Origin of the sequence: Burkholderia sp. Nafp2/4-1b (assembly GCF_003635165.1) — a bacterium.
In the GTDB taxonomy this organism is placed as follows: domain Bacteria; phylum Pseudomonadota; class Gammaproteobacteria; order Burkholderiales; family Burkholderiaceae; genus Burkholderia.
The window spans coordinates 243,793-264,764 of sequence record NZ_ML058597.1 but is presented as its reverse complement, the minus strand read 5'-3'; the positions used below and the strand labels follow the sequence as shown (position 1 = coordinate 264,764).

21 protein-coding genes are annotated in these 20,972 nt (G+C 67.9%); 8 read left to right on the top strand and 13 right to left on the bottom strand.

Features of this window, described 5'->3' with window-relative positions; all coding sequences use genetic code 11:
• The first annotated feature begins 120 nt into the window (after positions 1 to 120).
• A complete protein-coding gene (locus C7H84_RS01230; protein WP_121857033.1) occupies positions 121 to 858 on the top strand; it encodes a sulfite exporter TauE/SafE family protein in 738 nt (245 codons plus the stop codon).
• Between the two features lie 132 nt (positions 859 to 990).
• Here the strand turns inward: C7H84_RS01230 and C7H84_RS01225 are convergent, their stop codons facing one another.
• From C7H84_RS01225 to C7H84_RS36145, 6 genes are all read right to left on the bottom strand, one after another.
• On the bottom strand, positions 991 to 1,569 hold the full coding sequence (locus tag C7H84_RS01225) for an NnrU family protein (RefSeq protein ID WP_121857032.1): 579 nt from the start codon (positions 1,567 to 1,569) through the stop codon (positions 991 to 993).
• Between the two features lie 299 nt (positions 1,570 to 1,868).
• Complete coding sequence (locus C7H84_RS01220) at positions 1,869 to 2,573, bottom strand: TfoX/Sxy family protein (RefSeq protein ID WP_121857031.1); 705 nt, start codon at positions 2,571 to 2,573, stop codon at positions 1,869 to 1,871.
• 24 nt (positions 2,574 to 2,597) lie between these two features.
• Positions 2,598 to 3,707 (bottom strand): malate/lactate/ureidoglycolate dehydrogenase, encoded by a 1,110-nt coding sequence (locus C7H84_RS01215; RefSeq protein ID WP_121857030.1) that lies wholly within the window; start codon positions 3,705 to 3,707, stop codon positions 2,598 to 2,600.
• Between the two features lie 83 nt (positions 3,708 to 3,790).
• The gene (locus tag C7H84_RS01210; RefSeq protein WP_121857029.1) at positions 3,791 to 5,245 is read right to left on the bottom strand and encodes a M20 family metallopeptidase; all 1,455 of its coding nucleotides are present in this window, start codon (positions 5,243 to 5,245) and stop codon (positions 3,791 to 3,793) included.
• 138 nt (positions 5,246 to 5,383) lie between these two features.
• Positions 5,384 to 6,454, bottom strand: a complete 1,071-nt coding sequence (locus C7H84_RS01205; protein WP_121857028.1) for a nitronate monooxygenase — start codon at positions 6,452 to 6,454, stop codon at positions 5,384 to 5,386.
• A 129-nt stretch (positions 6,455 to 6,583) separates the two neighbouring features.
• A complete protein-coding gene (locus tag C7H84_RS36145; RefSeq protein WP_162999184.1) occupies positions 6,584 to 6,733 on the bottom strand; it encodes a hypothetical protein in 150 nt (49 codons plus the stop codon).
• A 154-nt stretch (positions 6,734 to 6,887) separates the two neighbouring features.
• On the opposite strand from C7H84_RS36145, the gene adiC reads away from it, so the two are divergent.
• Both adiC and C7H84_RS01195 read left to right on the top strand, forming a co-directional pair.
• Positions 6,888 to 8,420 (top strand): arginine/agmatine antiporter, encoded by a 1,533-nt coding sequence (adiC, locus tag C7H84_RS01200; protein ID WP_121857027.1) that lies wholly within the window; start codon positions 6,888 to 6,890, stop codon positions 8,418 to 8,420.
• Between the two features lie 2 nt (positions 8,421 to 8,422).
• Positions 8,423 to 10,762, top strand: coding sequence for an Orn/Lys/Arg decarboxylase N-terminal domain-containing protein (locus C7H84_RS01195; RefSeq protein WP_121857026.1), 2,340 nt, complete (start codon positions 8,423 to 8,425; stop codon positions 10,760 to 10,762).
• 69 nt (positions 10,763 to 10,831) lie between these two features.
• Here C7H84_RS01195 and C7H84_RS01190 read toward each other — a convergent pair whose 3' ends face one another.
• Positions 10,832 to 11,548 (bottom strand): hypothetical protein, encoded by a 717-nt coding sequence (locus tag C7H84_RS01190; RefSeq protein ID WP_121857869.1) that lies wholly within the window; start codon positions 11,546 to 11,548, stop codon positions 10,832 to 10,834.
• A 241-nt stretch (positions 11,549 to 11,789) separates the two neighbouring features.
• The gene (gene ftrA, locus C7H84_RS01185; RefSeq protein ID WP_121857025.1) at positions 11,790 to 12,764 is read right to left on the bottom strand and encodes a transcriptional regulator FtrA; all 975 of its coding nucleotides are present in this window, start codon (positions 12,762 to 12,764) and stop codon (positions 11,790 to 11,792) included.
• 111 nt (positions 12,765 to 12,875) lie between these two features.
• On the opposite strand from ftrA, the gene C7H84_RS01180 reads away from it, so the two are divergent.
• The gene (locus C7H84_RS01180) at positions 12,876 to 13,295 is read left to right on the top strand and encodes a rhodanese-like domain-containing protein (protein WP_121857024.1); all 420 of its coding nucleotides are present in this window, start codon (positions 12,876 to 12,878) and stop codon (positions 13,293 to 13,295) included.
• A gap of 91 nt (positions 13,296 to 13,386) precedes the next feature.
• On the top strand, positions 13,387 to 13,713 hold the full coding sequence (locus C7H84_RS01175) for a superinfection immunity protein (RefSeq protein ID WP_121857023.1): 327 nt from the start codon (positions 13,387 to 13,389) through the stop codon (positions 13,711 to 13,713).
• A gap of 34 nt (positions 13,714 to 13,747) precedes the next feature.
• Here the strand turns inward: C7H84_RS01175 and C7H84_RS01170 are convergent, their stop codons facing one another.
• The 5 genes from C7H84_RS01170 to C7H84_RS01150 all read right to left on the bottom strand — a co-directional run bounded on the left by C7H84_RS01170 (position 13,748) and on the right by C7H84_RS01150 (position 17,980).
• Positions 13,748 to 14,914: a cytochrome P450 gene (locus C7H84_RS01170; RefSeq protein WP_121857022.1), complete on the bottom strand. Its 1,167-nt coding sequence runs from the start codon at positions 14,912 to 14,914 to the stop codon at positions 13,748 to 13,750.
• A 154-nt stretch (positions 14,915 to 15,068) separates the two neighbouring features.
• The gene (locus tag C7H84_RS01165; protein ID WP_121857021.1) at positions 15,069 to 15,335 is read right to left on the bottom strand and encodes a YodC family protein; all 267 of its coding nucleotides are present in this window, start codon (positions 15,333 to 15,335) and stop codon (positions 15,069 to 15,071) included.
• 334 nt (positions 15,336 to 15,669) lie between these two features.
• Positions 15,670 to 16,530, bottom strand: a complete 861-nt coding sequence (locus tag C7H84_RS01160; RefSeq protein ID WP_121857020.1) for an isocitrate lyase/phosphoenolpyruvate mutase family protein — start codon at positions 16,528 to 16,530, stop codon at positions 15,670 to 15,672.
• A gap of 164 nt (positions 16,531 to 16,694) precedes the next feature.
• On the bottom strand, positions 16,695 to 17,555 hold the full coding sequence (locus C7H84_RS01155) for a MurR/RpiR family transcriptional regulator (protein ID WP_121857019.1): 861 nt from the start codon (positions 17,553 to 17,555) through the stop codon (positions 16,695 to 16,697).
• 71 nt (positions 17,556 to 17,626) lie between these two features.
• Positions 17,627 to 17,980, bottom strand: a complete 354-nt coding sequence (locus C7H84_RS01150; protein WP_121857018.1) for a NirD/YgiW/YdeI family stress tolerance protein — start codon at positions 17,978 to 17,980, stop codon at positions 17,627 to 17,629.
• 233 nt (positions 17,981 to 18,213) lie between these two features.
• Between C7H84_RS01150 and C7H84_RS01145 the strand changes: the two genes are divergently transcribed.
• The 3 genes from C7H84_RS01145 (at position 18,214) to C7H84_RS01135 (ending at position 20,949) form a co-directional block, all read left to right on the top strand.
• On the top strand, positions 18,214 to 18,876 hold the full coding sequence (locus tag C7H84_RS01145) for a response regulator (protein WP_121857017.1): 663 nt from the start codon (positions 18,214 to 18,216) through the stop codon (positions 18,874 to 18,876).
• A complete protein-coding gene (locus C7H84_RS01140) occupies positions 18,873 to 20,249 on the top strand; it encodes an ATP-binding protein (protein WP_121857016.1) in 1,377 nt (458 codons plus the stop codon). The genes C7H84_RS01145 and C7H84_RS01140 overlap by 4 nt, the downstream gene beginning before the upstream one ends.
• 253 nt (positions 20,250 to 20,502) lie before the next feature.
• The gene (locus C7H84_RS01135; RefSeq protein ID WP_121857015.1) at positions 20,503 to 20,949 is read left to right on the top strand and encodes a MarR family winged helix-turn-helix transcriptional regulator; all 447 of its coding nucleotides are present in this window, start codon (positions 20,503 to 20,505) and stop codon (positions 20,947 to 20,949) included.
• The last annotated feature ends 23 nt before the right edge of the window (positions 20,950 to 20,972 follow it).

Below are 20,972 nucleotides of genomic sequence, written 5' to 3'. Positions count from 1 at the left end.
GCCCCAAACCCCCATCGTTCGCGAGGCTTTGCGGCGCCACGATCCTGCATTACCATCTTGCGACCGCCGCACGTGCCCTCGCCGGCCCGCGCGCCCCGCCACCTCTCCGCTCCCCCTCCGATGCTCGCCCTCATCATCGTCGCCGGCCTGTGGGCCGGCCTGCAGAACGCCCTTGCGGGCGGCGGCTCGTTCGTCACGCTGCCCGCGCTGATCGTATCGGGAATGTCGCCGCTCGCAGCAAACATCACATCGACGGTCGCGCTGTTCCCCGGCCAGGTCACGACGGGCTGGGCCAGCCGGAACATGGTGACCGGCGCGGGCAAGCTGTCGTTTCGCGCGCTGTTCGCGATCAGCGTGGTCGGCGGCGCACTCGGCGGGCTGCTGCTGCTGAAAACCCCGTCGTCGATCTTCTCGCACCTCGTGCCGTGGCTCGTGCTGTTCGCGACGGTCGTGTTCGCGTGGGGCAGCTTCTTCCGCAAGCCCGGCGCCGGTAACCAACATCTCGGCCCCGTCACGGCCGCGGTCTCGCAGTTCCTGATCGCGATCTACGGCGGCTACTTCGGCGGCGGCATCGGGTTCCTGATGATGGCCGCGCTGACGATGGCCGGCCTGTCGCCGCGCCACGCGATGTCGACCAAGAACGCGCTCGCGGGCGTGATGAACGCATCGGCCGTCGTGTTGTTCGTGACTTCGCCGCAGTTGCACTGGCGTGAGGCGATCGCGCTCGGCGGTGGCGCAATCGTCGGGGGCCTGCTCGGCGCATGGGCGCTGCACCGCGTGAACGAACGCGTGCTGCGCATCGCGATCGTCTGCATCGGTGTCGCGCTGACCATCGGGTTGTTCGTCAAGCCGATCTGACGCACGCGCATCGCGCCGCCGTCGCGGGATACGTTCCTCCGCAACGATCTCGATTGATCAGCAATCCGGATCAGCAATCCGCAAGGTGCCGTTCTGCTATCTCCGCCATGCCGCACTGCATGGCATGCGCGCTCAACCGAACGGTCGCACGCCGATCAACGGGCCGTGCAGGAACAGCGCAAATACCGCCCATGCGACGAGGCCGGCCACGACGGCGATGAGGTCGCCGGACAGACGTCCGGCAGGATAGCGGACGCCGTCGCGACGATCGCGCGTGCGCGACACGATGAACTGGATGAGCGACCATACGAAGAACGCGCCGAACAGCACGGCCGCATGCACGGTGCCGTTGACGAGCAGATGCGCGACTGCCCACACCATCACGCCGGCCACCATCGGATGTCCGGCGAGCGCCTTGATCCGGTTGCGCGGCACGTGCGACGCGGCGATCAGCACGAACGCGACCGCGGTGAGCATGCCGGTCAGGTGACGGACGCCGACGGGCGACACCCACAGCAGCGTCGCGTTCCCGCGCGCGACCGCGTAGCCGAGGATGATCAGCACGACGCCGACGATCGACGCAATCGAATAGCCCGCCTTCCAGCTCTTCTCGCCGACGCGCGCGATCATCGCGGCACGCCAGCCGTCGGCCACGATCCGGATCGAGTGCACGCCGAGAAAGATCGCTAAACCGAGAATCAGGACGAGCATCGATTGTCTCCGTCTGGAACGATGAGGGGGGAGGTATGCCGCGCGGCGTTCGATGCGCCGTTCGCGGAGCCGCTGTCAGGGCCGGCACGGGTCGCGCCGGACGCGGGCGCGATCCGCGCCGATCATAAACGCCACGGCCGCCGTTGTGAAGCTTGGGGAATATGCGGGCGGCCGGGTTGCTGTTTTCGTGTATCGAGAGGCGGTGGCGCGTTTCGCACGCGTTGTGCGTTGCGCGTGACCGGTGAATCGGAATGAAAAGACGACGGAAATCCCGACGCCGTGGCGACGCTCTGACCGGACTACGGACGCTCGCGCTTCGGCGCGGATTGCGCGGCGGCTTTCGATGCCGCCTTTACGGGCGGTTTTGCGCGCCGCTTCGGTGCCGGTTTCGAGGCCGCAGCCGTTTTCGACTCGGACGGTGGCTTGGGCGCCGCTTTCGCCGTGGTCCGACGCTTCGCCGCAGGTTTTGATACCGGTTCGGATTCCGGCGCTTTCGCGGGCTTCAACGCTGCGTTCTTCTTCGCGGGCTTCGGCGCGGGCGTCGCGACCGCTTCGGATTCCAGCGCATGCACCGGTGTCGACGCCGCCTTCGCCGAGCGCTTCCGCGCGGTGCTCGACGACACTCCCGGTTCCTGCGCCCGCACCGCCTTCGCCTTGCGCTTCGGCGCCCCCGCCAGCAGCGCCGCGCGATACGCACCGCGACACCAGTCGAACAGTGCGCCCGCATCCTCGAGCACGTCGGCCGGCGTTTCGTAATAGCCTTCGAGCGCGACCGTACGCGTGCGCCCCGTGTACGAAAACGGCCCCATCCCCGCCGCGACGAACGCGGGCCGGTTCACGTCATCGACACGCAGAAACAGCGACCCGCGCGCGAGAAACCCGAACATCACGCCGTCGAGCCGCATCGCCGCGCCGCTGAAGAACCGCGTGACCTCGACACGGCCGAGGCTCGCGATCTGATAGGCGATCTCTTCGCCGTGCGCCTTGTCCGCCTGCCAACTCATCGCTTGCCCTCGTTCGCGGGTCGGTCAGGCAGCGTCGATACAGCGCTGCGTCCACACATCGAGTTGCGCATCGTCGAACCCGACCACCGTGGCGCTCTCGCGAATCTGCCGCCACGTCGCACGATCGACCGGAATGCCGTCCGCCCCGCGTGCGGCTCGGCTCGCTTCCTCCGCCTCGCCGGGCATCTGCACCGGCGCATCGCCCGCTCGCGGCGACGCCTTCGCCCACGCAACGAACGCATCGGCCTCACGCTGCGCATCGGCCGCATCGAACGCGTTCGGATCGATCAGCACCGACAGCATCCCGTTGACGATCGCGCTCGTCTTCTGCAGCGTGTCGCCGTAGGTCGTATGGCCGCCGACCAGCGCGCCGCCGAAGATCTCGCACATCGCGGCCAGCGCATAGCCCTTGTGCAGACCGAACGGCAGCAGCGAGCCGAACGGCTGCTCGTGCATCACGGCCGGGTCGTCGGTCGGCTGGCCACGATGATCGATCAGCGACCCGGCCGGCACGCGCTTGCCCTGGTTGTACGCGACGCGCGTCTTGCCGTACGCGATCGCGCTCGTCGCGAAATCGAGCAGCAGCGGCGATTGGCCCGCGCGCGGATACGCGGCGCAAAACGGATTCGTGCCGAAGCGCGGATCGGTGCCGTGCAGCGGCGCGACGAGCAAGTCGCCCGGCACGTTGACGAAATGGAACGACACGAGCCCCGAGCGCGCGCATTGCTCGGCCCAGTGCCCGATGCGGCCGAGGTGATGGACGTCGCGCAGCCCGATCGCGCAGATGCCCATGCGGCGTGCGCGCTCGATCCCTTCGACCATCGCCTCGAACGCGATCACCTGGCCGAAGCCGCGCCCGCCGTCGATGCTGAGCACCGCGCCGCAGTCGCGAACGATCGACGCGTGCCCGTTCAACTGCAACTGCGCTTCCCGCCACGATGCGACGTAGTTCGGGATCATCCCGATCCCGTGCGAATCGTGACCGGCCAGATTCGCGCCGACCAGGTGATCGGCGACGAGCCGCGCCTCGCGCTCGCTGCTGCCGGCCCGCTCCCACAGTGCCGCGACGAATGCATGCAGCGGTTCGGCGCGCATGCGCAGCGCTTCGGTAGCGGGTGTCGGCAGTGCGGTCATCGGCAAGGCTCCATCAGGTCAAGTGGAATCCGGTCGGGTCGGCGCGAATCGACACAACTGATCGGCACGACCCGCGCGAACGCTCAGCGCGCGGACGCAATCACGTCCGCCACCGCGGCGGTCAGCTTCTTTGCGTACGGCACGTGCAGGAACTCGTTCGGACCGTGCGCATTCGACTTCGGCCCAAGCACGCCGCACACCATGAACTGCGCGGCCGGAAAGCCGGCCTGCAACACGTTCATCAGCGGGATCGTGCCGCCGAGGCCCATGTATGCACAGTCCGCGCCGAAGTGGCGGCGCGACGCGGCATCGAGCGACGACGCGAGCCACGGCGCGAGATCGGGTGCGCTCCAGCCGGTCGCGGCGCCCGGGTCCGGCTTGAACGTGACCTTCGCGTTGTACGGCGGATCGAGTTCGAGCAGTTCCTTCAGTTGCTGCACGGCCTGCGCGGCATCGACGAGCGGCGGCAGTCGCAGCGACAGCTTGAACGCGGTGCGCGGACGCAGCACGTTGCCCGCGTCGGCGAGTGCCGGCAGGCCCGACGCGCCGGTCACCGACAGCGACGGACGCCACGTCGAATTCAGCAGCGATTCGCGCGGATCGGTCGTGGTCGGCAACACCGGCTTGCCATCCGCGCCGCATGCCCACGGCAGGCCCTTCCACACGGCGTCGCCGAGAATCGCGGCTGCCGCATCGGCTTCACGCACGCGGCTGTCGGGAATCTCGCAATGGAACACGCCCGGCAACAGGTTGCCGTTCTTCGCGTCTTCCAGACGCTCGAACAGCTGGCGCATCACGCGGAAGCTCGACGGCGCGATGCCGCCGAACACGCCCGAGTGAACGCCTTCCTCGAGCACCTCGACCTGCAGGTCGCCGGACACCAGCCCGCGCAGCGACGTCGTAAGCCACATCTGGTCATAGTTGCCGGCGCCCGAATCGAGGCACACGACGAGCGACACCTGGCCGAGCCGGTCGCGCAGCGCGTCGACGTACGGCAGCAGGTCGTAGCTGCCCGACTCCTCGCAGGTCTCGATCAGGCCGACGCAGCGCGGCCGTTCGACGCCCTGCTCGTCGAGCGCGCCGAGCGCCGCGAGGCTCGCGTAGATCGCGTAGCCGTCGTCCGCGCCGCCGCGGCCGTACAGCTTGCCGTTCTCGAACTTCGGGGTCCACGGGCCGAGGTCCGCGCGCCAGCCGTCGAATTCGGGCTGCTTGTCGAGGTGGCCGTACAGCAGGATCGTGTCGGTGCTGCCGGAGCGCGTGGCGGGGGTTTCGAAGAAGATCACCGGCGTGCGGCCGGGCAGGCGCACGATCTCGAGCTTCAGGCCTTTCACCGGCTGGCGTTCGGCCCACTGCGCGGCGTCGGTGACGACCCGATCGAGATACCCGCGTTTCGCCCAGTCGGGGTCGAATGCGGGACTCTTCGCGGGGATCGCGATGTAGTCGGTCAGTGCGTGGAGGATTTCATCGTTCCACTTGCGCTCGACGAAGGTAACGAGCTTGTCATGGTCGAGGACGGGGGTAGTGTCGACGGAGGTCATGGTGGGGGCCTGGATAGGGCTGACGAAAACCGGATGATACGCCGATGGGCGCGGGCCCGGGGTCGTTTCCGATCCCGTTCGCGAGGGCCGCCGCAGGCAGGCTTTCGCCGTCCTTTCCGGAGCCCGTTCCGCTTCGGTTCAGTCGCCGGCCGGCAATGCGGCGCGCAGCGCCGCCGCACACGTCAGCGCGTCATCCCACAGGCGCCGGGTCAACGCGCCGGCATCCTCTTCCCGCGCGAGCGCCGCTGCCTCGCCGGACCACAGCAGCGAGAAATCGTCGCGCCCTTGCCGCTCGAACGCGCCGCGCAGCGGATCGACAGCGGCCGTCGCGAGGGGGAACGTGGGCGCCAGTGCGCTCATCGGCCCCTGCTCGCGCATGAAGCGGGTCAGCAGGCCGCGCGCGGGGCGGCCCGTGTACAGGTTGGTCAAGCGTGTACCGTCGTCGCGCGCGGCCCGCACCGCCGCGCGATGCTGCGCCGAGCGGCCGGCCTGCGGCGTCAGCAGGTAGCCGGTGCCGATCTGCACCACGCGTGCGCCGAGCGCGAACGCGGCCGCGATGCCGCGGCCGTCGGCAATCGCGCCAGCAGCGATCACCGGCGCGCGCACCGCGTCGACGATCTGCGGCAGCAGCGCGAAGAGGCCGGGCTGCGCGTGGATGTCGTCGGTCAGGAACATCCCGCGATGCCCGCCTGCCTCGGCGCCCTGCGCGACGATCGCATCGACGCCGCGCGTATCGAGCCAGCGCGCCTCCTCGACGGTCGTCGCCGACGACACGACCTGCGCCCCGGTGCGGCGCACGCGCTCCAGAAGCGCGTCGTCCGGCAACCCGAAATGAAAGCTCACGACGGCCGGCCGCAGCTCCTCGACGACCGCACACATCGCGTCATCGAACGGTGCGCGACCTGCGCCGCTTTTCGCGTCCGCCGGATCGAGCCCGGCTTCCACATAGTAGCCGGCTAGCGCCGCGCGCCAGCGCGCGTCGGCCGCGGCGTCCGGCGCGGGCGGCGTATGACAGAAGAAGTTGACGTTGAACGGCGCCGGCGTGTTCGCGCGAATCGCCGCGATCTCGTCGCGCAATTGCTGCGGGCCAAGCGCCGCGCATGCGAGCGAGCCGAGCCCGCCCGCTTCGCAGACGGCAATCGCAAGCGCGCTCGACGAACCCACCATCGGGGCCTGGATCAGTGGCAAACGGGAAGGCAGCATCGACATCACTCCTCGGAACAAAAGAACCGTCAAGCACGTCGGCGACGCACTTCGAGCTTTAACGCGCCAGATAATAACCGAGAAATTCGATAATGAGTGGACGCGCTATTTACCTCACGAGTCCATTTAACAGCCTCAAAAATCCGGATTCCCCAGCAATAACGATTCAGTCATTCTCGATTTTCCATCATCGCGCCTGTCGGTCACTTCAGCCAGACCGACCGATCGCCCGAAAACAATGCCATTTCGACAAACCATTTCACCAATCTCAATGATCTCCGTCAATATTTAACTCATTAAAGTTCATCAACACCATTACCCAACCAATTAACGATATAACATGACCCTCGTTTAATAAAACGGCAATCCATTCCGGAATCGTCGACCGGCGCAGGGCCGCGCCACCTCAACCGCATCACGTCTTGTCAAGGAGCCTCGCATGTCCGATGCCAGCTCGTCCTCTTCCCGTTCCGCCGCCGCGCCAGCCGCGGCTTCCGCGCCGAAAATCGGCGTCATTCCGGCCACGCTGATGGTCGCCGGCAACATGATGGGCTCCGGCGTCTTCATGCTGCCCGCGAACCTCGCGGCGACCGGCGGCATCGCGATCTTCGGCTGGCTGATCACCGTGGTCGGCGCCGTGTCGCTCGCGCTGGTGTTCGCGAAGCTCGCCGCGATCGACCCGGCCGCCGGCGGGCCCTACGCGTATGCGCGCAAGTCGTTCGGCCCGTACATGGGCTACCAGACCAACCTGATCTACTGGCTCGCGAACGTGCTCGGCAACGTCGGGCTCGCGGTCGCCGGCCTCGGTTACCTGACGCACTTCTTCCCGGTCCTGCACGACCCGCTCGTGTTCGCGCTTGCGCAGATCTTCGTGATCTGGCTGTTCACGTACGCGAACATCCTCGGGCCGACCGTGGTCGGCCGCGTGCAGTCCGTCACGACGATCTTCGCGCTCGTGCCGATCCTCGGGATGGCCGTGTTCGGCTGGTTCTGGTTCAGCAAGGACGTGTATTTCGCCGGCTGGAACGTGTCGGGCGCGAGCAGCTTCAGCGCGATCGGCGCGACGCTGAACTTCACGCTGTGGGCGTTCATCGGCGTCGAGAGCGCGTCGGTGTCGGCCGGCGTGGTCGAGAACCCGTCGCGCAACGTGCCGATCGCGACCGTCGGCGGCGTCGTGCTCGCGGCCGTCTGCTACGTGCTCAGCTCGACCGTGATCATGGGGATGATCCCGAACAAGGCGCTGCTCGCGTCCAGCGCGCCGTTCGCGGATGCCGCGCGCCTCGCGCTCGGCGACACCGCCGCCAATGCAGTGGCAATCTGCGCGGCGCTCGGCTGCCTCGGCTCGCTCGCAGGCTGGACGCTGCTGGTCGGCCAGACCGCGAAGGCCGCCGCCGACGACGGCCTGTTCGCCGGCGTGTTCGCGCGCGTCAATTCGAAGAACGTGCCGTCGGCGGGCCTCGCGATCGTCGCGGTCATCATGTCGGTGCAGGTGCTCGCGACGATGTCGCCGAGCGCGAGCGAGCAGTTCGGCAAGATCGCGTCGATCGCCGTGATCATGACGCTGTTGCCGTACATCTACTCGTGCATCGCGATCAAGGTGCTCGGCTACGGCAAGATGCCGTCGCACCAGTTCACCTTCTACACGATCGTCGGCCTGATCGGCGCGGTCTACGCACTATGGGCGATGGTCGGCTCCGACGGCCAGCAGACGCGCTGGTCGCTGATCTTCGTGATCGCGACGATCGTGTTCTACGAGCTGTCGATCAACCGCCAGCGCGAGATCGAGGAAACCCACATCCATCCGGGCGGCCGCTCGCCGCGCTGGGTGCGTTACTTCGCGCTCGGCGTGACCATCGTCGCACTCGTCGCGACCTTCTGGATCTCCGTGGGCCGACACGAGGCCGACATCCTTCACGCACGCTCGCCGGCCGCGGCCGCGAACGTCCAGGCAACCCAGCAAACGGGGGAATAACCATGACCGCTTCCTTGACCCAACCGGCATTCCGCCGCCTCGGCATGAAGGCACTGCTCGTGCAGCACGACATCGACGAACGCACGGCCACCGGACGCGCGGCCACCGCGCTCGCCGAGGAATTACGCGCGCGGCTCGTCGACGTCGTGATCGCGACCTCGGCCGAAGACGCGCGCGCGGTGGTCGACGCCGATCCCGCGATCCAGTGCCTGCTGCTCAACTGGGAACTCGACAACGATCCGGATCACGCACCCGCGCAGGCCGTACTCGACGCGATGCGCGCGCGCAATGCGACGGTGCCGGTGTTCCTGCTCGCGAGCCGCGCGAGCGCGGCCGCGATTCCGGTCGACGCGATGCGCAAGGCCGACGACTTCATCTGGATGCTGGAGGACACAACCGCGTTCATCGGCGGCCGGATCGTCGCGGCGATCGAGCGCTATCGCGAGACGGTGCTGCCGCCGATGTTCCGCGCGCTCGCGCAGTTCTCGCGCGTGTACGAATACTCGTGGCACACACCCGGCCACACGGGCGGCACCGCGTTCCTGAAATCGCCGGTCGGCCGCGCATACTTCGAGTTCTTCGGTGAAGCGCTGTTCCGCTCGGACCTGTCGATCTCGGTCGGCGAACTCGGCTCGCTGCTCGACCACTCGGGCCCGATCGGCGAAAGCGAACGCTACGCGGCGCGCGTGTTCGGCGCACACCGCACGTATCACGTAACGAATGGTTCGTCGATGTCGAACCGCGTGATCCTGATGGCGAGCGTCACGCGCAACCAGGTCGCGCTGTGCGACCGCAACTGCCACAAGTCGGCCGAGCATGCGATGACGATGTCCGGCGCGATTCCGACCTACCTGATCCCGTCGCGCAACCACTACGGGATCATCGGGCCGATCATGCCGGAACGCCTCACTGCCGCGGCCGTGCGGCTCGCGATCGACGCGAACCCGCTCGTGTGCGGCCGCGACGGCATCGATCCGACGCCCGTGCATGCGCTGATCACGAACTCGACGTACGACGGCCTCTGCTACAACGTCGCGCGCGTCGAGGAACTGCTCGGCCAGAGCGTCGACCGGTTGCATTTCGACGAAGCGTGGTACGGCTACGCGCGCTTCAACCCGATCTACCGCGATCGTCACGCGATGCACGGCGATCCGTCGCAGCACGACGCGAGCAAGCCGACCGTGTTCGCGACGCAGTCGACCCACAAGCTGCTCGCCGCGCTGTCGCAGGCATCGTTCATTCACGTGCGCGACGGCCGCAACCCGATCGAGCATGCGCGCTTCAACGAGGCGTACATGATGCATGCGTCGACGTCGCCGAACTACGCGATCATCGCGTCGAACGACGTGAGCGCCGCGATGATGGATGGCCCCGGCGGCGAGGCGCTGACGACCGACGCGATCCGCGAGGCCGTATCGTTCCGCCGGATGCTCGCGCGGCTGCACGCGGAGTGCGACGAGAACGACGACTGGTTCTTCAACGGCTGGCAGCCGGACACCGTCGTCGATCGCAAGACCGGCCGGCGCGTGCGCTTCCACGAGGCCGACGAAACGCTGCTCGCCACCGATCCGTCGTGCTGGGTGCTGCATCCGGGCGATGCGTGGCACGGTTTCGGCAACATCGAAGACAACTACTGCATGCTGGATCCGATCAAGGTGTCGATCGTCACGCCGGGCGTCGCGCCGAACGGCAGCCTGATGCCGGTCGGCATTCCGGCGTCGGTCGTCACCGCGTATCTGGACCGGCACGGGATCGTGGTCGAGAAGACGACCGACTTCACGATCCTGTTCCTGTTCTCGCTCGGCGTGACGAAGGGCAAGTGGGGCACGCTCGTCAACACGCTGCTCGACTTCAAGCGCGACTACGACGCCAACGCGCCGCTCGAACAGGCGCTGCCGGCGCTCGTCGCGCGCTATCCGGACCGCTACGGCAAGCTAGGGCTGCGCGAGCTGTGCGACCTGATGTTCAGCGCGATGAGCGACCTGAAGACGACCGAGATGATGTCGCGCGGCTTCTCGACGCTGCCGCAGCCCGACTTCAGCCCGGCCGAGGCGTTCGAACATCTGGTGCACAACGACATCGAGATGCTCGAGCTCTCCGAGATGGCGGGCCGCACCGTCGCGACGGGCGTCGTGCCCTACCCGCCCGGCATTCCGCTGCTGATGCCCGGCGAGAACGCGGGCCCGGCCGACGGCCCGCTGCTCGGCTACCTGAAGGCGCTCGAGCAATACGACCTGCGCTTCCCCGGCTTCACGCACGATACGCACGGCGTCGAAGTGGACGACGGCGTGTACCGGATCGCGTGTATCCGGCAGGCCGACCGCAAGGCCAACACGCGCTGAGCGTGCGCGTTGCGACGCCGCGCCGGCACGTTACGGCCGGCGTCGCAACCCATCATGAAGCACGGCCGGTTACGCCGGCAACTGACCGACCCACGCGGCCAGCTGCGCTTCCCCTTCCTCGTCGAGCTTGCCCGTCAGTTCGCCGTACCAGGCCACGATCGCGTCGGCCGGCTGCGTGGCCTTCAGGATCTCGAGGCTGTTTTCGAGGAACGCGGAAAAGAGCGGAATGCCGCGCATGTAGAGGAAGGTCGAATCGGTGATGCACACGTGGCCGTACACGTCGCGCACCCACGCGAGATGCGGCAGCGCTTCGCGCAGGTGGCCGCTTTGCATCAGCGCGGAAATGAAGTTCACGCGCGCGGCGACGTCCGATTGCTCGTGCGTGTCGTGATTGACCTCCGCGGCCTTCTGCATCCACGCTTCGCCGCGCTCCACCTCGTCGCACATCACGGACGTCGTCGCGAGCTGCACCGCGTTGTGCGCGCTCGGCTCATGGCCGAACAGCGCGAGCCAGTACGGAAATGCCTCCGAATAACGCTTCATCGCCGAATACGACAGCGCGCACAGGCGCGCCGCATCGGCCAGCCGCTCCGCATGCGGCGCGGCGGCCGCGATCGCGGCCTCGTGCCGGCCGGCCTGGAATGCCTGCAGTGCGGGGGCGAGTTCCGGCGCGATGTCGGGGCCGCTTTGCCCGTTCGCGTCGTCCGATGCGTCGTTCCCGGCAGGCGCGGGCGATTCCGCTTCGTCTCGTGGTTTCTTTCCGAACAGCTTGCCCAGCAGGCCCATGATCATTGTCCTTGTCGTTGTAATGGATGAATGGCGGCTTCCTGCAGCGGCGCGCGACGCGCGGCCCGCGTGAACAGGATGACGCACGGCGACCGCCATCTTACGCGCGCTTGAAGTCAGCCAGAAGTGAGCGGCGGCCGGGCGCCGCTGCTATAGAGGTCGACCCGAATCGATCGTTCGGTTGGTTGGTCGACGCGCGCCGGCAACCGGTGGTGGTGCCAAGGCGCGCGTGCGCTTGCGCTCACGCGTCCGTGGGCCTCACGCCGCGATCCATCCCGCGCCGATATGCGGCAGGGCTCGTCGCCGCGACGCGCCGGAAATGCCGGCGCAACGACTCTTCGGAGCCGAACCCCGCACGCGCGGCGATCTGCGCGAGCGACAGCGCGGGATGCGCTTCGAGCATGTCCTTCGCGACGTTCACGCGTTCGCGGATCAGCCACGCGAGCGGCGACATCCCCGTCGCGTCCGCGAACTGCCGCTGCAGCGTGCGCGTGCTCATAGCGGCCTGCGCGGCCAGCGACGCGAGCGTGTGCGGCTCGGCCGCATGCGCGCGCATCCAGTCGATCAGCTTTGCGAGCCGGTCGCTGCCGCCCGGCGCCACCGGGCGCGGCACGAACTGCGCCTGGCCGCCGTCGCGATGCGGCGGCAGCACGAGGCGTTGCGCGACGCGGTTCGCGATCGCGCCGCCGTGATCGCGGCGCACGAGATGCAGCAGCATGTCGAGCCCCGCCGCCGAGCCCGCCGACGTGACGATCTGCCCTTCGTCGACGTACAGCGCATCGGGATTCACGCGCAGCGCCGGATAGCGTGCCTGCAGGCGCTCCGCGTAGCGCCAGTGCGTCGTCACGGTGAGCCCGTCGAGCACGCCGGCCGCCGCAAGCACGAACACGCCCGAGCAGATCGAACAGAGCCGCGCGCCGCGGCGATGCGCGGCCCGCAACTTCTTCAGCAGCGGTTCGGGCGGCAGTTCGTCGGGATCGCGCCAGCCGGGAATCACGATGGTGTCCGCGCGATCGAGGGTCGCAAGGCGGTATGGCGCGGCGACCGTGATGCCGCCCGCCGCGCGCACCGGCCCCGGCTCGCTCGCGCAGACGGCGAAGCGATACCAGTCGACGCCGAGTTCCGGGCGCTCGAGCGCGAACAGTTCGACCACGCAGCCGAATTCGAAGGTGCAGAGGCGATCGTAGGCGAGCGCGACGACGAGATGATCGTTCATGGCGCGATGTTACCGGAACTTGTCGATCGCGCCACTGCCACGACGGCCGCCGAACCGCGATACTGCCCTTCATTCCGGCGCATTCCGCGCCGCCCTTCAGGAGCGCCTTTCATGTCATACGTTACCGACGTCCCGGCCGCCGACAGCGCCGCCGCCCTCGCGCACTTCGAAGCGTTGCTGCGCTTCGAGACCGATTGCTGGGACACCCACGACGCGCTGGCGTCCGGCGCGCCCGACTTCGTGCTGCTCGACGTCCGGAGTCCGGAGCAATTTGCCGCCGGCCACGTGCCGGGCGCGCGCAACCTGCCGCACCGCAAGATCGTCGCCGGCAAGCTCGCCGACTATCCGGCCGACACGCTGTTCGTCGTCTACTGCGCAGGCCCGCACTGCAACGGCGCGGCGCGCGGCGCGATCCGGCTCGCGCGCCTCGGCCGTCCGGTGAAGCTGATGATCGGCGGCGTCACCGGCTGGCTCGACGAAGGTTTCGCGCTGAGCAACGATGTGCAGCGGGAGGACGCTGTCGTGCGCTGATCGTCGTTAATAACGCAACAATCAATTTCCGGCACACCAACAGAAAAAGCGCGACAATCGGTCTCACTGTAGTTCAGACGGGAGCAGCAACATGCAACACGCAGTTCTGATTCAGATGGCCGGTTCGGTCGCAGCGATCGCGCTCTATTTTCTCCCGGCCGTCATCGCCGACCGGCGCGGCCGGCACGACAAGCTGATGATCGCGATGTTCAACGCCCTGTTCGCGTGGACGGGCATCGGCTGGCTGATGACACTGTACTGGGCATGCCAGCCGAACCCGCAAACCGACGTCGCGCAAACCATCCTCGCGAAGCGGCGCGGCATCAGCATGCGGACCTTTTCGACCGGTCTCGTCGAACGCGAGCAGCGGCGCGTCGCGGCCCAGCAGCAATGGGCCGAGAAGCAAGGCTGCCGCTGAGTGCCACGATTCCCCGCCATTCCGTTTTTTTCGCTTACGCCGCCGCGCCGAACTTCGGCATCCTGACGTTGGTCGACGCCCGGTAGTCCCACACCAGCCTGCCGCGCGGCGCGTCACCGCCCGCGCGCAACCACGCCGCGAACGCCCCCGCCGTCACCGCCCGCGCGATCCGCTCGCCCGGGCAGGCGTGCGGCCCCGTGCCGAAACCGAAGTTCGGCCCCGCCGCGCGGTCGGGCAGCAGCCGATCCGGCTCGCGATGCACGGCCGGATCGCGGTTCGCCGCTGCCAGCACGACCAGGATCGCCGCACCGGCCTCGACGGTCACGCCTTCGATCGTCGTGCGCAACGCGACGAAACGGCGCGTGTTCTGCACCGGCGCATCGAATCGGCCGACCTCGGCGACGAATGCGTCGAGCGCCGCGGCATCCGGCAACGCGCGCTCGCCGCCCGCACCGTCGCACGCGACCAGCACGTTGCCGAGCCAGGCGGCCGTGGCCTCGCACGTCTGCGACAGCAACCCGACGAGATTCGCGACGAGCGCACCGCTCGCGTGCCAGCCCGCGGCATGGGCCGCCTGCTGAATCGCCGCAACCCATGAACCGTCCTGCGCGCGCGTGCGCGCGACGCGTTCCGTCATCCGGTCGAGCAGTTGCCGCGCGGCTTCGCTCGCCCGCGCCAGTGCGGCCGCATCCGACAACGGTGACAGCGCGGCGACGAAATCGACGACCAGCGCGGCAATGTCGTCGAGCTGCGCGTCGTCGAAGCCGAGCAGATCGGCGACCGCGCACACGGGCACCGTCAGACACCATGCGTTCAACGCCTGCGCGTCGTACGGCGCGCGCAGCCGGCTGCCGGCGAGTTGCGCGGCACGCTCGCGCAACGCGTTCGCGTCGATCGGCGCGCACGCCGCGCGCAGCGCCGCTTTCGGCGCGTCGTGCCGTAGCGCGCCATCGTTCATGCGCACCAGTTCGCCGAACAGCGCACCCGCGGTCGTGCCGCGCAACGCGGGCGGCACCGGCGCATCGAGCGGCCTGACGCGGCACGCCGGGTGGCCGAGCACGGCCGTCACGCTCGCCGCCCGGCTCGCGACCCACAGGCCGAGCGTGGCGTCGAACGCGAGCGGCGGCCCGTCGACGAGCGTCGCGTAATAGGGATAGGGATCGCGGTGCGTGACCGCGGCAATCGGATCGGTCGGGTTCATGCGTGCAGTATCGGGGCGCGGGGCGGCCGGATGTTTCGGGATGACGTGAAATGTCGCGGACGTCGCGGACGTCGCGGTGATGCGAGTACGAAAGACTGCAGTGGCGCAGCAGTGCACGGCCGGCAGAGGGCGCCGACCGTTGATCAACGTGGTATCAGGCGGCTGAACGGTACCGGTGCGCCTGCATGCGCAAGCGGACGCGCCCCGCGGAAATCGCCCGCGGCTCCGGCACGACCGTTTCGTGATGAAACATTTCCTGCCGGAAATGGCCGCTGTCGTCGAACCACTGGCAGATCAGCCAGTCGGCATCGTCGAACACGACCGGCCCGGCGTAGGTGACGGTCATGCGCGGTCCTCCGGTTTTCAGCGTCACGACATCGCCGACGCGAAAGCCACTGCGGTGATTAGCTCGGATCGTCATCGCACTCTCGATATTTTATATATTCATTTTTCGGCGGCCCGCCGATACCGTCGTTTTGACGGTGCAGCAGATTACCAATTCGAAAAATAATCGGCAACTCCATAAAACCGAAAAATGACGCGGTCGGAGAATCGCAACAATACGCGGGATCGGTGCATCTGGCGGATGGCCGATCGCCAGAACCGGCGCGGCTCGCGCGCCGGTTCCGGTCGAACGGCCGGAATGCGGAGAATATACGAAGTATTTCGCGCCGTCAGCGGAGTTTAAATCGCCGGCGATTTCGATTGATTACGATCAATCAGGTTTCAGCTGGAAACGTTCCCATTTTTCGGGGTCATCGCGCAAACGAAACCGGCGAATTATCCGACCCCGAAAACCAGCGGTCGAGATCGCGACCCGGCACCGCATCTTGCGCGAACGTGAACGTGCCGTCGCGCGCCATTTCGGTCGCCGCGCGCAGGAACGCGCCGAGCGCGGTCCGCGCCAGCGCGCCGCCGACGCTGACGCGCTTCACGCCGAGCGCCGCCAGCGCGTCGAGGCTCAGCAATCCGCCCTGCAGCCCCATCACGACATTGACCGGCGCGCCGACCGCGCGCGTGACTGCCGCGATGTCGTCGGGATCGGTCAGGCCCGGCGCGTACAGCACGTCGGCGCCCGCGTCGCGATAGGCGACCAGCCGCGCGATCGTGTCGGCGAGGTCGCGGCGGCCGTGCAGGTAGTTCTCGCAGCGCGCGGTCAGCGTGAACGGAAACGACAACGCGCGCGCCGCGTCGACCGCCGCCGCAATGCGCTCGACCGCCGCAGCGTGCGGATAGATCGGTGCGTCGGCTCGGCCGGTCGCGTCCTCGATCGAGCCGCCCACCGCGCCGGCTTGCGCGGCGAGCCGGATCGTCTCCGCAACCATGTCGGGCGCGTCGCCGAAACCGTTCTCGAGATCGGCGCTGACCGGCAGGCCGCCGGCGGCGACGATCTCGGCGATGTGAGCGAGCATCTCGTCACGGCCGATCGCGTTGTCGGGCAGTCCCCTCGTATAGGCAAAACCGGCGCTCGTGGTAGCGAGCGATTCGAAGCCGGCCATCGCGAGCAGCCGCGCGGAACCGGCATCCCACGGGTTCGGGATGATGAACGCGCCGGGGCGCGCATGCAGCGCCCGGAACGCTTCGGCTTGGCGGAATTGCAGGTTGGATGCGGACATCGTCGTCTCCTCGGGACTGGAGACGCCAGCATACGCGCGTGCGATACCGGAACGGTTCAGGGTGCAGCGAAATGTCGATGTCGGCGGCACGCGGCCGTTCGGGCTCGTCAGGCACCAAGCTTCTTCGTCACAGCCGGGAACGAAACGCCAGGCCGCACGCGCGGCTACACGACATACGCGCCCTTCGCATGCAGCTCCGCTTCCGTGCGCTCGAGCGTCGCGATTGCATCGCTGCCTTCGAGCGCGAGCAACTGCGCGACCAGCGCCTCGGCCATCGCATGCGCGGCGACCAGCGACGGGAAGAACGACGGGCTCTCGTGCGTGAAGATCAGCTGCGCATCCGCATGCAGCGCGATCGGCGACACCGCGCTGTCGGTGATCGCGACGATCTTGCTGCCCTGCGTCTTCGCCGCTTGCGCGACGCGCTGCGCTTCCGCGGAATACGGCGCGAAGCTGATGATCACGGTCACGCTCTGCTTCGCGATCGTGCGCAGCTCCATCTCGAGCGAGCCGGCGACGCCGTTGAGCAGCGACACCGTCGGCCGGAACAACCGGTAGCCGTACACGAACCCGAACGCGACCGGATAACACGACCGGAAGCCCGCGACATGCACGTGCGGTGCCTTGCGGAGCAGCTTCGCGGCCTCGACGAGCGTGTGCTCGTTCTGCGCGGCGGTCGCGGCAAGATTGTGTTGCTGGGCGGCAAGCAGGTCGTGCGCGAGCGTTGCTTTCGCGTCGGGCCGCACGAGCGAACGCGCACGCTGCGTGAGCGGTTCCGGACGCGTGCGCACGCGCGCGACGCACAGGTCGCGCAGCTCGTTCCAGCCGGGAAAACCGAATTGCTGCGCGAGCCGCACGAGCGACGCGGGTTGAACCTGCGCGCGCTGCGCGACCTTGCGCATCGACGAGGTGGCGACTTCGTCGGGATGATCGAGCAGAAATGCAGCGCCCGCCTGGAATTGCGGGCTCAGTTCGGAAAATTGTGCCCGGATCCGGGACGCGAGTTCATCGAAATTGGCAGCCATCTTGGTGGGAACGGGAACCGGTCGTCCATGGTATCACCGGCCCCGTCCGCACCGGTGTACCGGTACGTCGGTCAGCGCACCACTTCGACATGGTCGGCGTCGACCTTCACGCGGCCCGACCATTTGCGCTCGAACTCGCCGGTCAGCTTTACTTCGTTCTTGTCGCTGACGGGCTGGCCGGCTGCCCACAGCTTGTGGTCGATCTCGACGCGAATCGTGCCCGTCGCATCGGCGAACTCGTAATCCTCGCCGCCGACGTGCTTGACGATGCGCCCTTGCAACTGCACGTGCTGATCGTCCTTGCCGTTCGCGAGGAGCTCCTTCACGGTGGTGGTCGTTAGCGCTGACGGCCCGGTGTACTGCGCGTAGACGGCGGCCGGCAGCAGCGCGAGCGCGATCGTCAGGATTCTGGTCAGGTGTTTCATGATGGCGTTCCTCGTTCCTTTTCTTCGATGGGATGCCGCGCTCCGTTGAACGCGGCGGGCCCAGATTACGGACCGTAAGATTAAGCAAACCTGAAGACCGCGCCGAGGCGACACGGTGCCGCATCGGACGTGTACGAAAGCGCGAGCGGCCTCGGCCGTTTAAGCTCCGCCTAAGACACCTGCGCTTATCATGGGAACCCCCGGGCACCACGCCCGCCAACAGACACGAATCCATGCGCGTACTGCTCGTCGAGGACGATCCGCTGATCGGCAGCGGGCTCGAACAGGGCCTCAAACAGGAAGGCTTCGCGGTCGACTGGGTGAAGGACGGCGACGCCGCGTCGCTCGCACTGCGCTCGACCGGCTACGGCCTGCTGCTGCTCGACCTCGGGCTGCCGAACCGCGACGGCCTGTCGGTGCTCGCGTCGCTGCGCCGCCGCGACGAAACCCTGCCCGCGATCATCATCACCGCGCGCGACGGCGTGTCCGAGCGCATCGCGGGCCTCGACAGCGGCGCCGACGACTACCTCGTGAAGCCGTTCGTGCTCGAGGAACTGCTCGCCCGCATCCGCGCGGTCAACCGCCGCCATGCGGGCCGCGCGCAAACCACGCTCGCGATCGGCCCGCTGCGGCTCGATCCGATCAAGCACCTGGTCTGGCTCAACGACGACGAAGTCACGCTGTCGCCGAAGGAATTCGTGCTGCTGCACGAACTGATGCGCGACCCGGGCGCGGTGATCTCGCGCGAACAGTTCGAGGAACGGCTGTACAGCTGGGGCGAGGAAATCGAGAGCAACGCCGTGCAGGTGCACATCCACAACCTGCGCAAGAAGCTTGGCCACGACATGATTCGCACGGTGCGCGGCGTCGGCTACCGGATCGGTGACGGCGCATGACGAGCATGGAACATGCGATCGCGCGCTGGCGCAGCGCGTCGCTGCGACGGCGCCTGCTGATGTGGCTGCTGCCCGCCGCGTGCGTGATCGGGCTGGTCGCGAGCGCGGGCACCTACTGGGGCGCGCTGCGCGAACTCGACGATCTGCTGGACGACCAGATGCGCAGCATGTCGAAGCAGATCGCCGTCGGCCCGAACGGCGAGCTGTCGTTCCGCAATAACGACAACGGCAAGCACGGTTTCGAGGCCAGCGATCCCGACGCCGTGCTGCTGCAGGTCTGGCGCAACGGCACGCTGGTGTATTCGACCGATCGCGAATCGGCGCTGCCGCCGCCCGCGCGAACCGGCATCGCGAGCATCGACGTCGGCGGCCAGCCGTGGCGCACCTATGTGACCGAACGCGGCGGCACGACGATCCGGCTCGCACAGGCGCGCCATGCGCGCTGGGAAGCGATCGCGGGCATCGCGGTGCACCTGCTGTGGCCGGTGTTCTCGATGCTGCCGGTGCTCGCGATCGGGCTGTGGTTCGGCATCGGCGCGGGGCTGCGGCCGCTGCGCACGATCGCATCCGGCCTGAAGCGCAGGAATGCGAACAATCTGGAACCGGTCGACGTCGCGTCGATGCCGAACGAGGTGCGCCCGCTCGCCGAAGCGATCAACGACCTGCTCGCGCGGCTCGACCGCTCATTCACGCTGCAGCGCCACTTCATCGCCGATGCCGCGCACGAATTGCGCACGCCGATCATGGGGCTGTCGATCCAGTCGCAACTGCTGCGGCGCGCGGCGACGTCCGACGAACGCGAGCAGATCCTCGCGCAGATTCACGCGGGCACGACGCGCCTCGCCCACCTCGCCGAACAGTTGCTGACGCTCGCGCGTCTCGAACCCGATGCGCAAGCGTCCGCGTCGGCATCCGCGCCCGTCGATCTCGCCGCGCTGTGCCGCTCGGTGGTCGCCGATCGAACGCGCGTCGCCGATGCGCACCGGATCGACCTCGGCGCGATCGTATCGTCGCCGGTGATGGCCGCCGGCAATCTCGACACGTTGCGCGTGCTGCTGAACAACCTGGTCGACAACGCGATCCGCTATGCGGGCGACGGCGCGCGCGTCGACGTATCGGCGCGCTTCGACGGCGCGACGCCCGTGCTCGAAGTCGCCGACGACGGCCCCGGCATCCCGGAAGCCGAACGCACGGACGTCTGGGAGCGCTTCTATCGCGGCGAAGGCGCGCAGGCGGTCACGTCGTCGGGCAGCGGGCTCGGGCTGTCGATCGTCAAGCGAATCGCCGAGCAGCACGGCGCGACGGTCGCGCTCGGCACGACGCAGGGCGGGCGCGGACTGACCGTGACGGTGCGCTTTCCCGTGCCGGCCTGACATTCACATTCGCCGGCGGGCCGGCTTTTCCACAGATTGTGTTGGCAAGCTTGTGGACAACCGCCCGCTAACGGCGACAAGCCGTTGATCCGAAAGGGTTTGGCACGCGTGCGCAGCGAATGCGCCAATCCAGGTCAGAAAGGCGCCCGCGTCGGCGCGACTTCCGGCCCTCAGTCACGGCGAGGTTCAATCCACACTGACAACCAGTTGTCGATTACGTAAAGTAGTTGTCAATTCATCCCGTATCTCGATCATGACGAAACCCGCCAAGTTGACTGCCGTCGCGCTGTCCGTCTTCCGGCTGAACGGCCTGCTGATCGAATGGGGCAATACCTTTGCCGCGCCGCACGGCCTGACCAGCGCGCGCTGGCAAGTGTTGGGCGCCATCTCGCTGGCGCCGGAAGCCCCCAACATCCCGCAGATCGCCGAAGCGATGGGCATCACGCGGCAGGCCGTCCTGAAGCAGATCAACGTGCTCACCGAAGAAGGGCTGGTGCAGCCGCTGCCGAACCCGACGCACAAGCGCTCGCCGCTGTATGCACTGACCACGCGCGGCGCGGCCGCCTATGAAGCGGTGGTCGGGCAATGGCAGCAGCATGTCCGCGACATCTCCGGCCAGTTCGGTGCGGCCGATCTGGATGCGGCAATTCGCGTGCTGTCGGCCATGTGCGACGCGCATGCGCCGAACGGGCAAGCGTGATCGCGCCATCGCCCCCTTCATCC

Excerpts from the sequence above, each read along its gene's own strand:
- C7H84_RS01160 (WP_121857020.1), bottom strand. The coding sequence starts at position 16,530 with ATGTCCGCATCCAACCTGCAATTCCGCCAAGCCGAAGCGTTCCGGGCG.
- C7H84_RS01170 (WP_121857022.1), bottom strand. The coding sequence starts at position 14,914 with ATGAACCCGACCGATCCGATTGCCGCGGTCACGCACCGCGATCCCTAT.
- C7H84_RS01190 (WP_121857869.1), bottom strand. The coding sequence starts at position 11,548 with ATGGGCCTGCTGGGCAAGCTGTTCGGAAAGAAACCACGAGACGAAGCG.
- C7H84_RS01140 (WP_121857016.1), top strand. The coding sequence starts at position 18,873 with ATGACGAGCATGGAACATGCGATCGCGCGCTGGCGCAGCGCGTCGCTG.
- C7H84_RS01215 (WP_121857030.1), bottom strand. The coding sequence starts at position 3,707 with ATGACCGCACTGCCGACACCCGCTACCGAAGCGCTGCGCATGCGCGCC.
- C7H84_RS01175 (WP_121857023.1), top strand. The coding sequence starts at position 13,387 with ATGCAACACGCAGTTCTGATTCAGATGGCCGGTTCGGTCGCAGCGATC.
- C7H84_RS01135 (WP_121857015.1), top strand. The coding sequence starts at position 20,503 with ATGACGAAACCCGCCAAGTTGACTGCCGTCGCGCTGTCCGTCTTCCGG.
- C7H84_RS01180 (WP_121857024.1), top strand. The coding sequence starts at position 12,876 with ATGTCATACGTTACCGACGTCCCGGCCGCCGACAGCGCCGCCGCCCTC.
- C7H84_RS01150 (WP_121857018.1), bottom strand. The coding sequence starts at position 17,980 with ATGAAACACCTGACCAGAATCCTGACGATCGCGCTCGCGCTGCTGCCG.
- C7H84_RS01205 (WP_121857028.1), bottom strand. The coding sequence starts at position 6,454 with ATGTCGATGCTGCCTTCCCGTTTGCCACTGATCCAGGCCCCGATGGTG.
- C7H84_RS01195 (WP_121857026.1), top strand. The coding sequence starts at position 8,423 with ATGACCGCTTCCTTGACCCAACCGGCATTCCGCCGCCTCGGCATGAAG.
- ftrA (WP_121857025.1), bottom strand. The coding sequence starts at position 12,764 with ATGAACGATCATCTCGTCGTCGCGCTCGCCTACGATCGCCTCTGCACC.
- C7H84_RS01145 (WP_121857017.1), top strand. The coding sequence starts at position 18,214 with ATGCGCGTACTGCTCGTCGAGGACGATCCGCTGATCGGCAGCGGGCTC.
- C7H84_RS01155 (WP_121857019.1), bottom strand. The coding sequence starts at position 17,555 with ATGGCTGCCAATTTCGATGAACTCGCGTCCCGGATCCGGGCACAATTT.
- adiC (WP_121857027.1), top strand. The coding sequence starts at position 6,888 with ATGTCCGATGCCAGCTCGTCCTCTTCCCGTTCCGCCGCCGCGCCAGCC.
- C7H84_RS01220 (WP_121857031.1), bottom strand. The coding sequence starts at position 2,573 with ATGAGTTGGCAGGCGGACAAGGCGCACGGCGAAGAGATCGCCTATCAG.
- C7H84_RS01225 (WP_121857032.1), bottom strand. The coding sequence starts at position 1,569 with ATGCTCGTCCTGATTCTCGGTTTAGCGATCTTTCTCGGCGTGCACTCG.
- C7H84_RS01230 (WP_121857033.1), top strand. The coding sequence starts at position 121 with ATGCTCGCCCTCATCATCGTCGCCGGCCTGTGGGCCGGCCTGCAGAAC.
- C7H84_RS01210 (WP_121857029.1), bottom strand. The coding sequence starts at position 5,245 with ATGACCTCCGTCGACACTACCCCCGTCCTCGACCATGACAAGCTCGTT.
- C7H84_RS01165 (WP_121857021.1), bottom strand. The coding sequence starts at position 15,335 with ATGACGATCCGAGCTAATCACCGCAGTGGCTTTCGCGTCGGCGATGTC.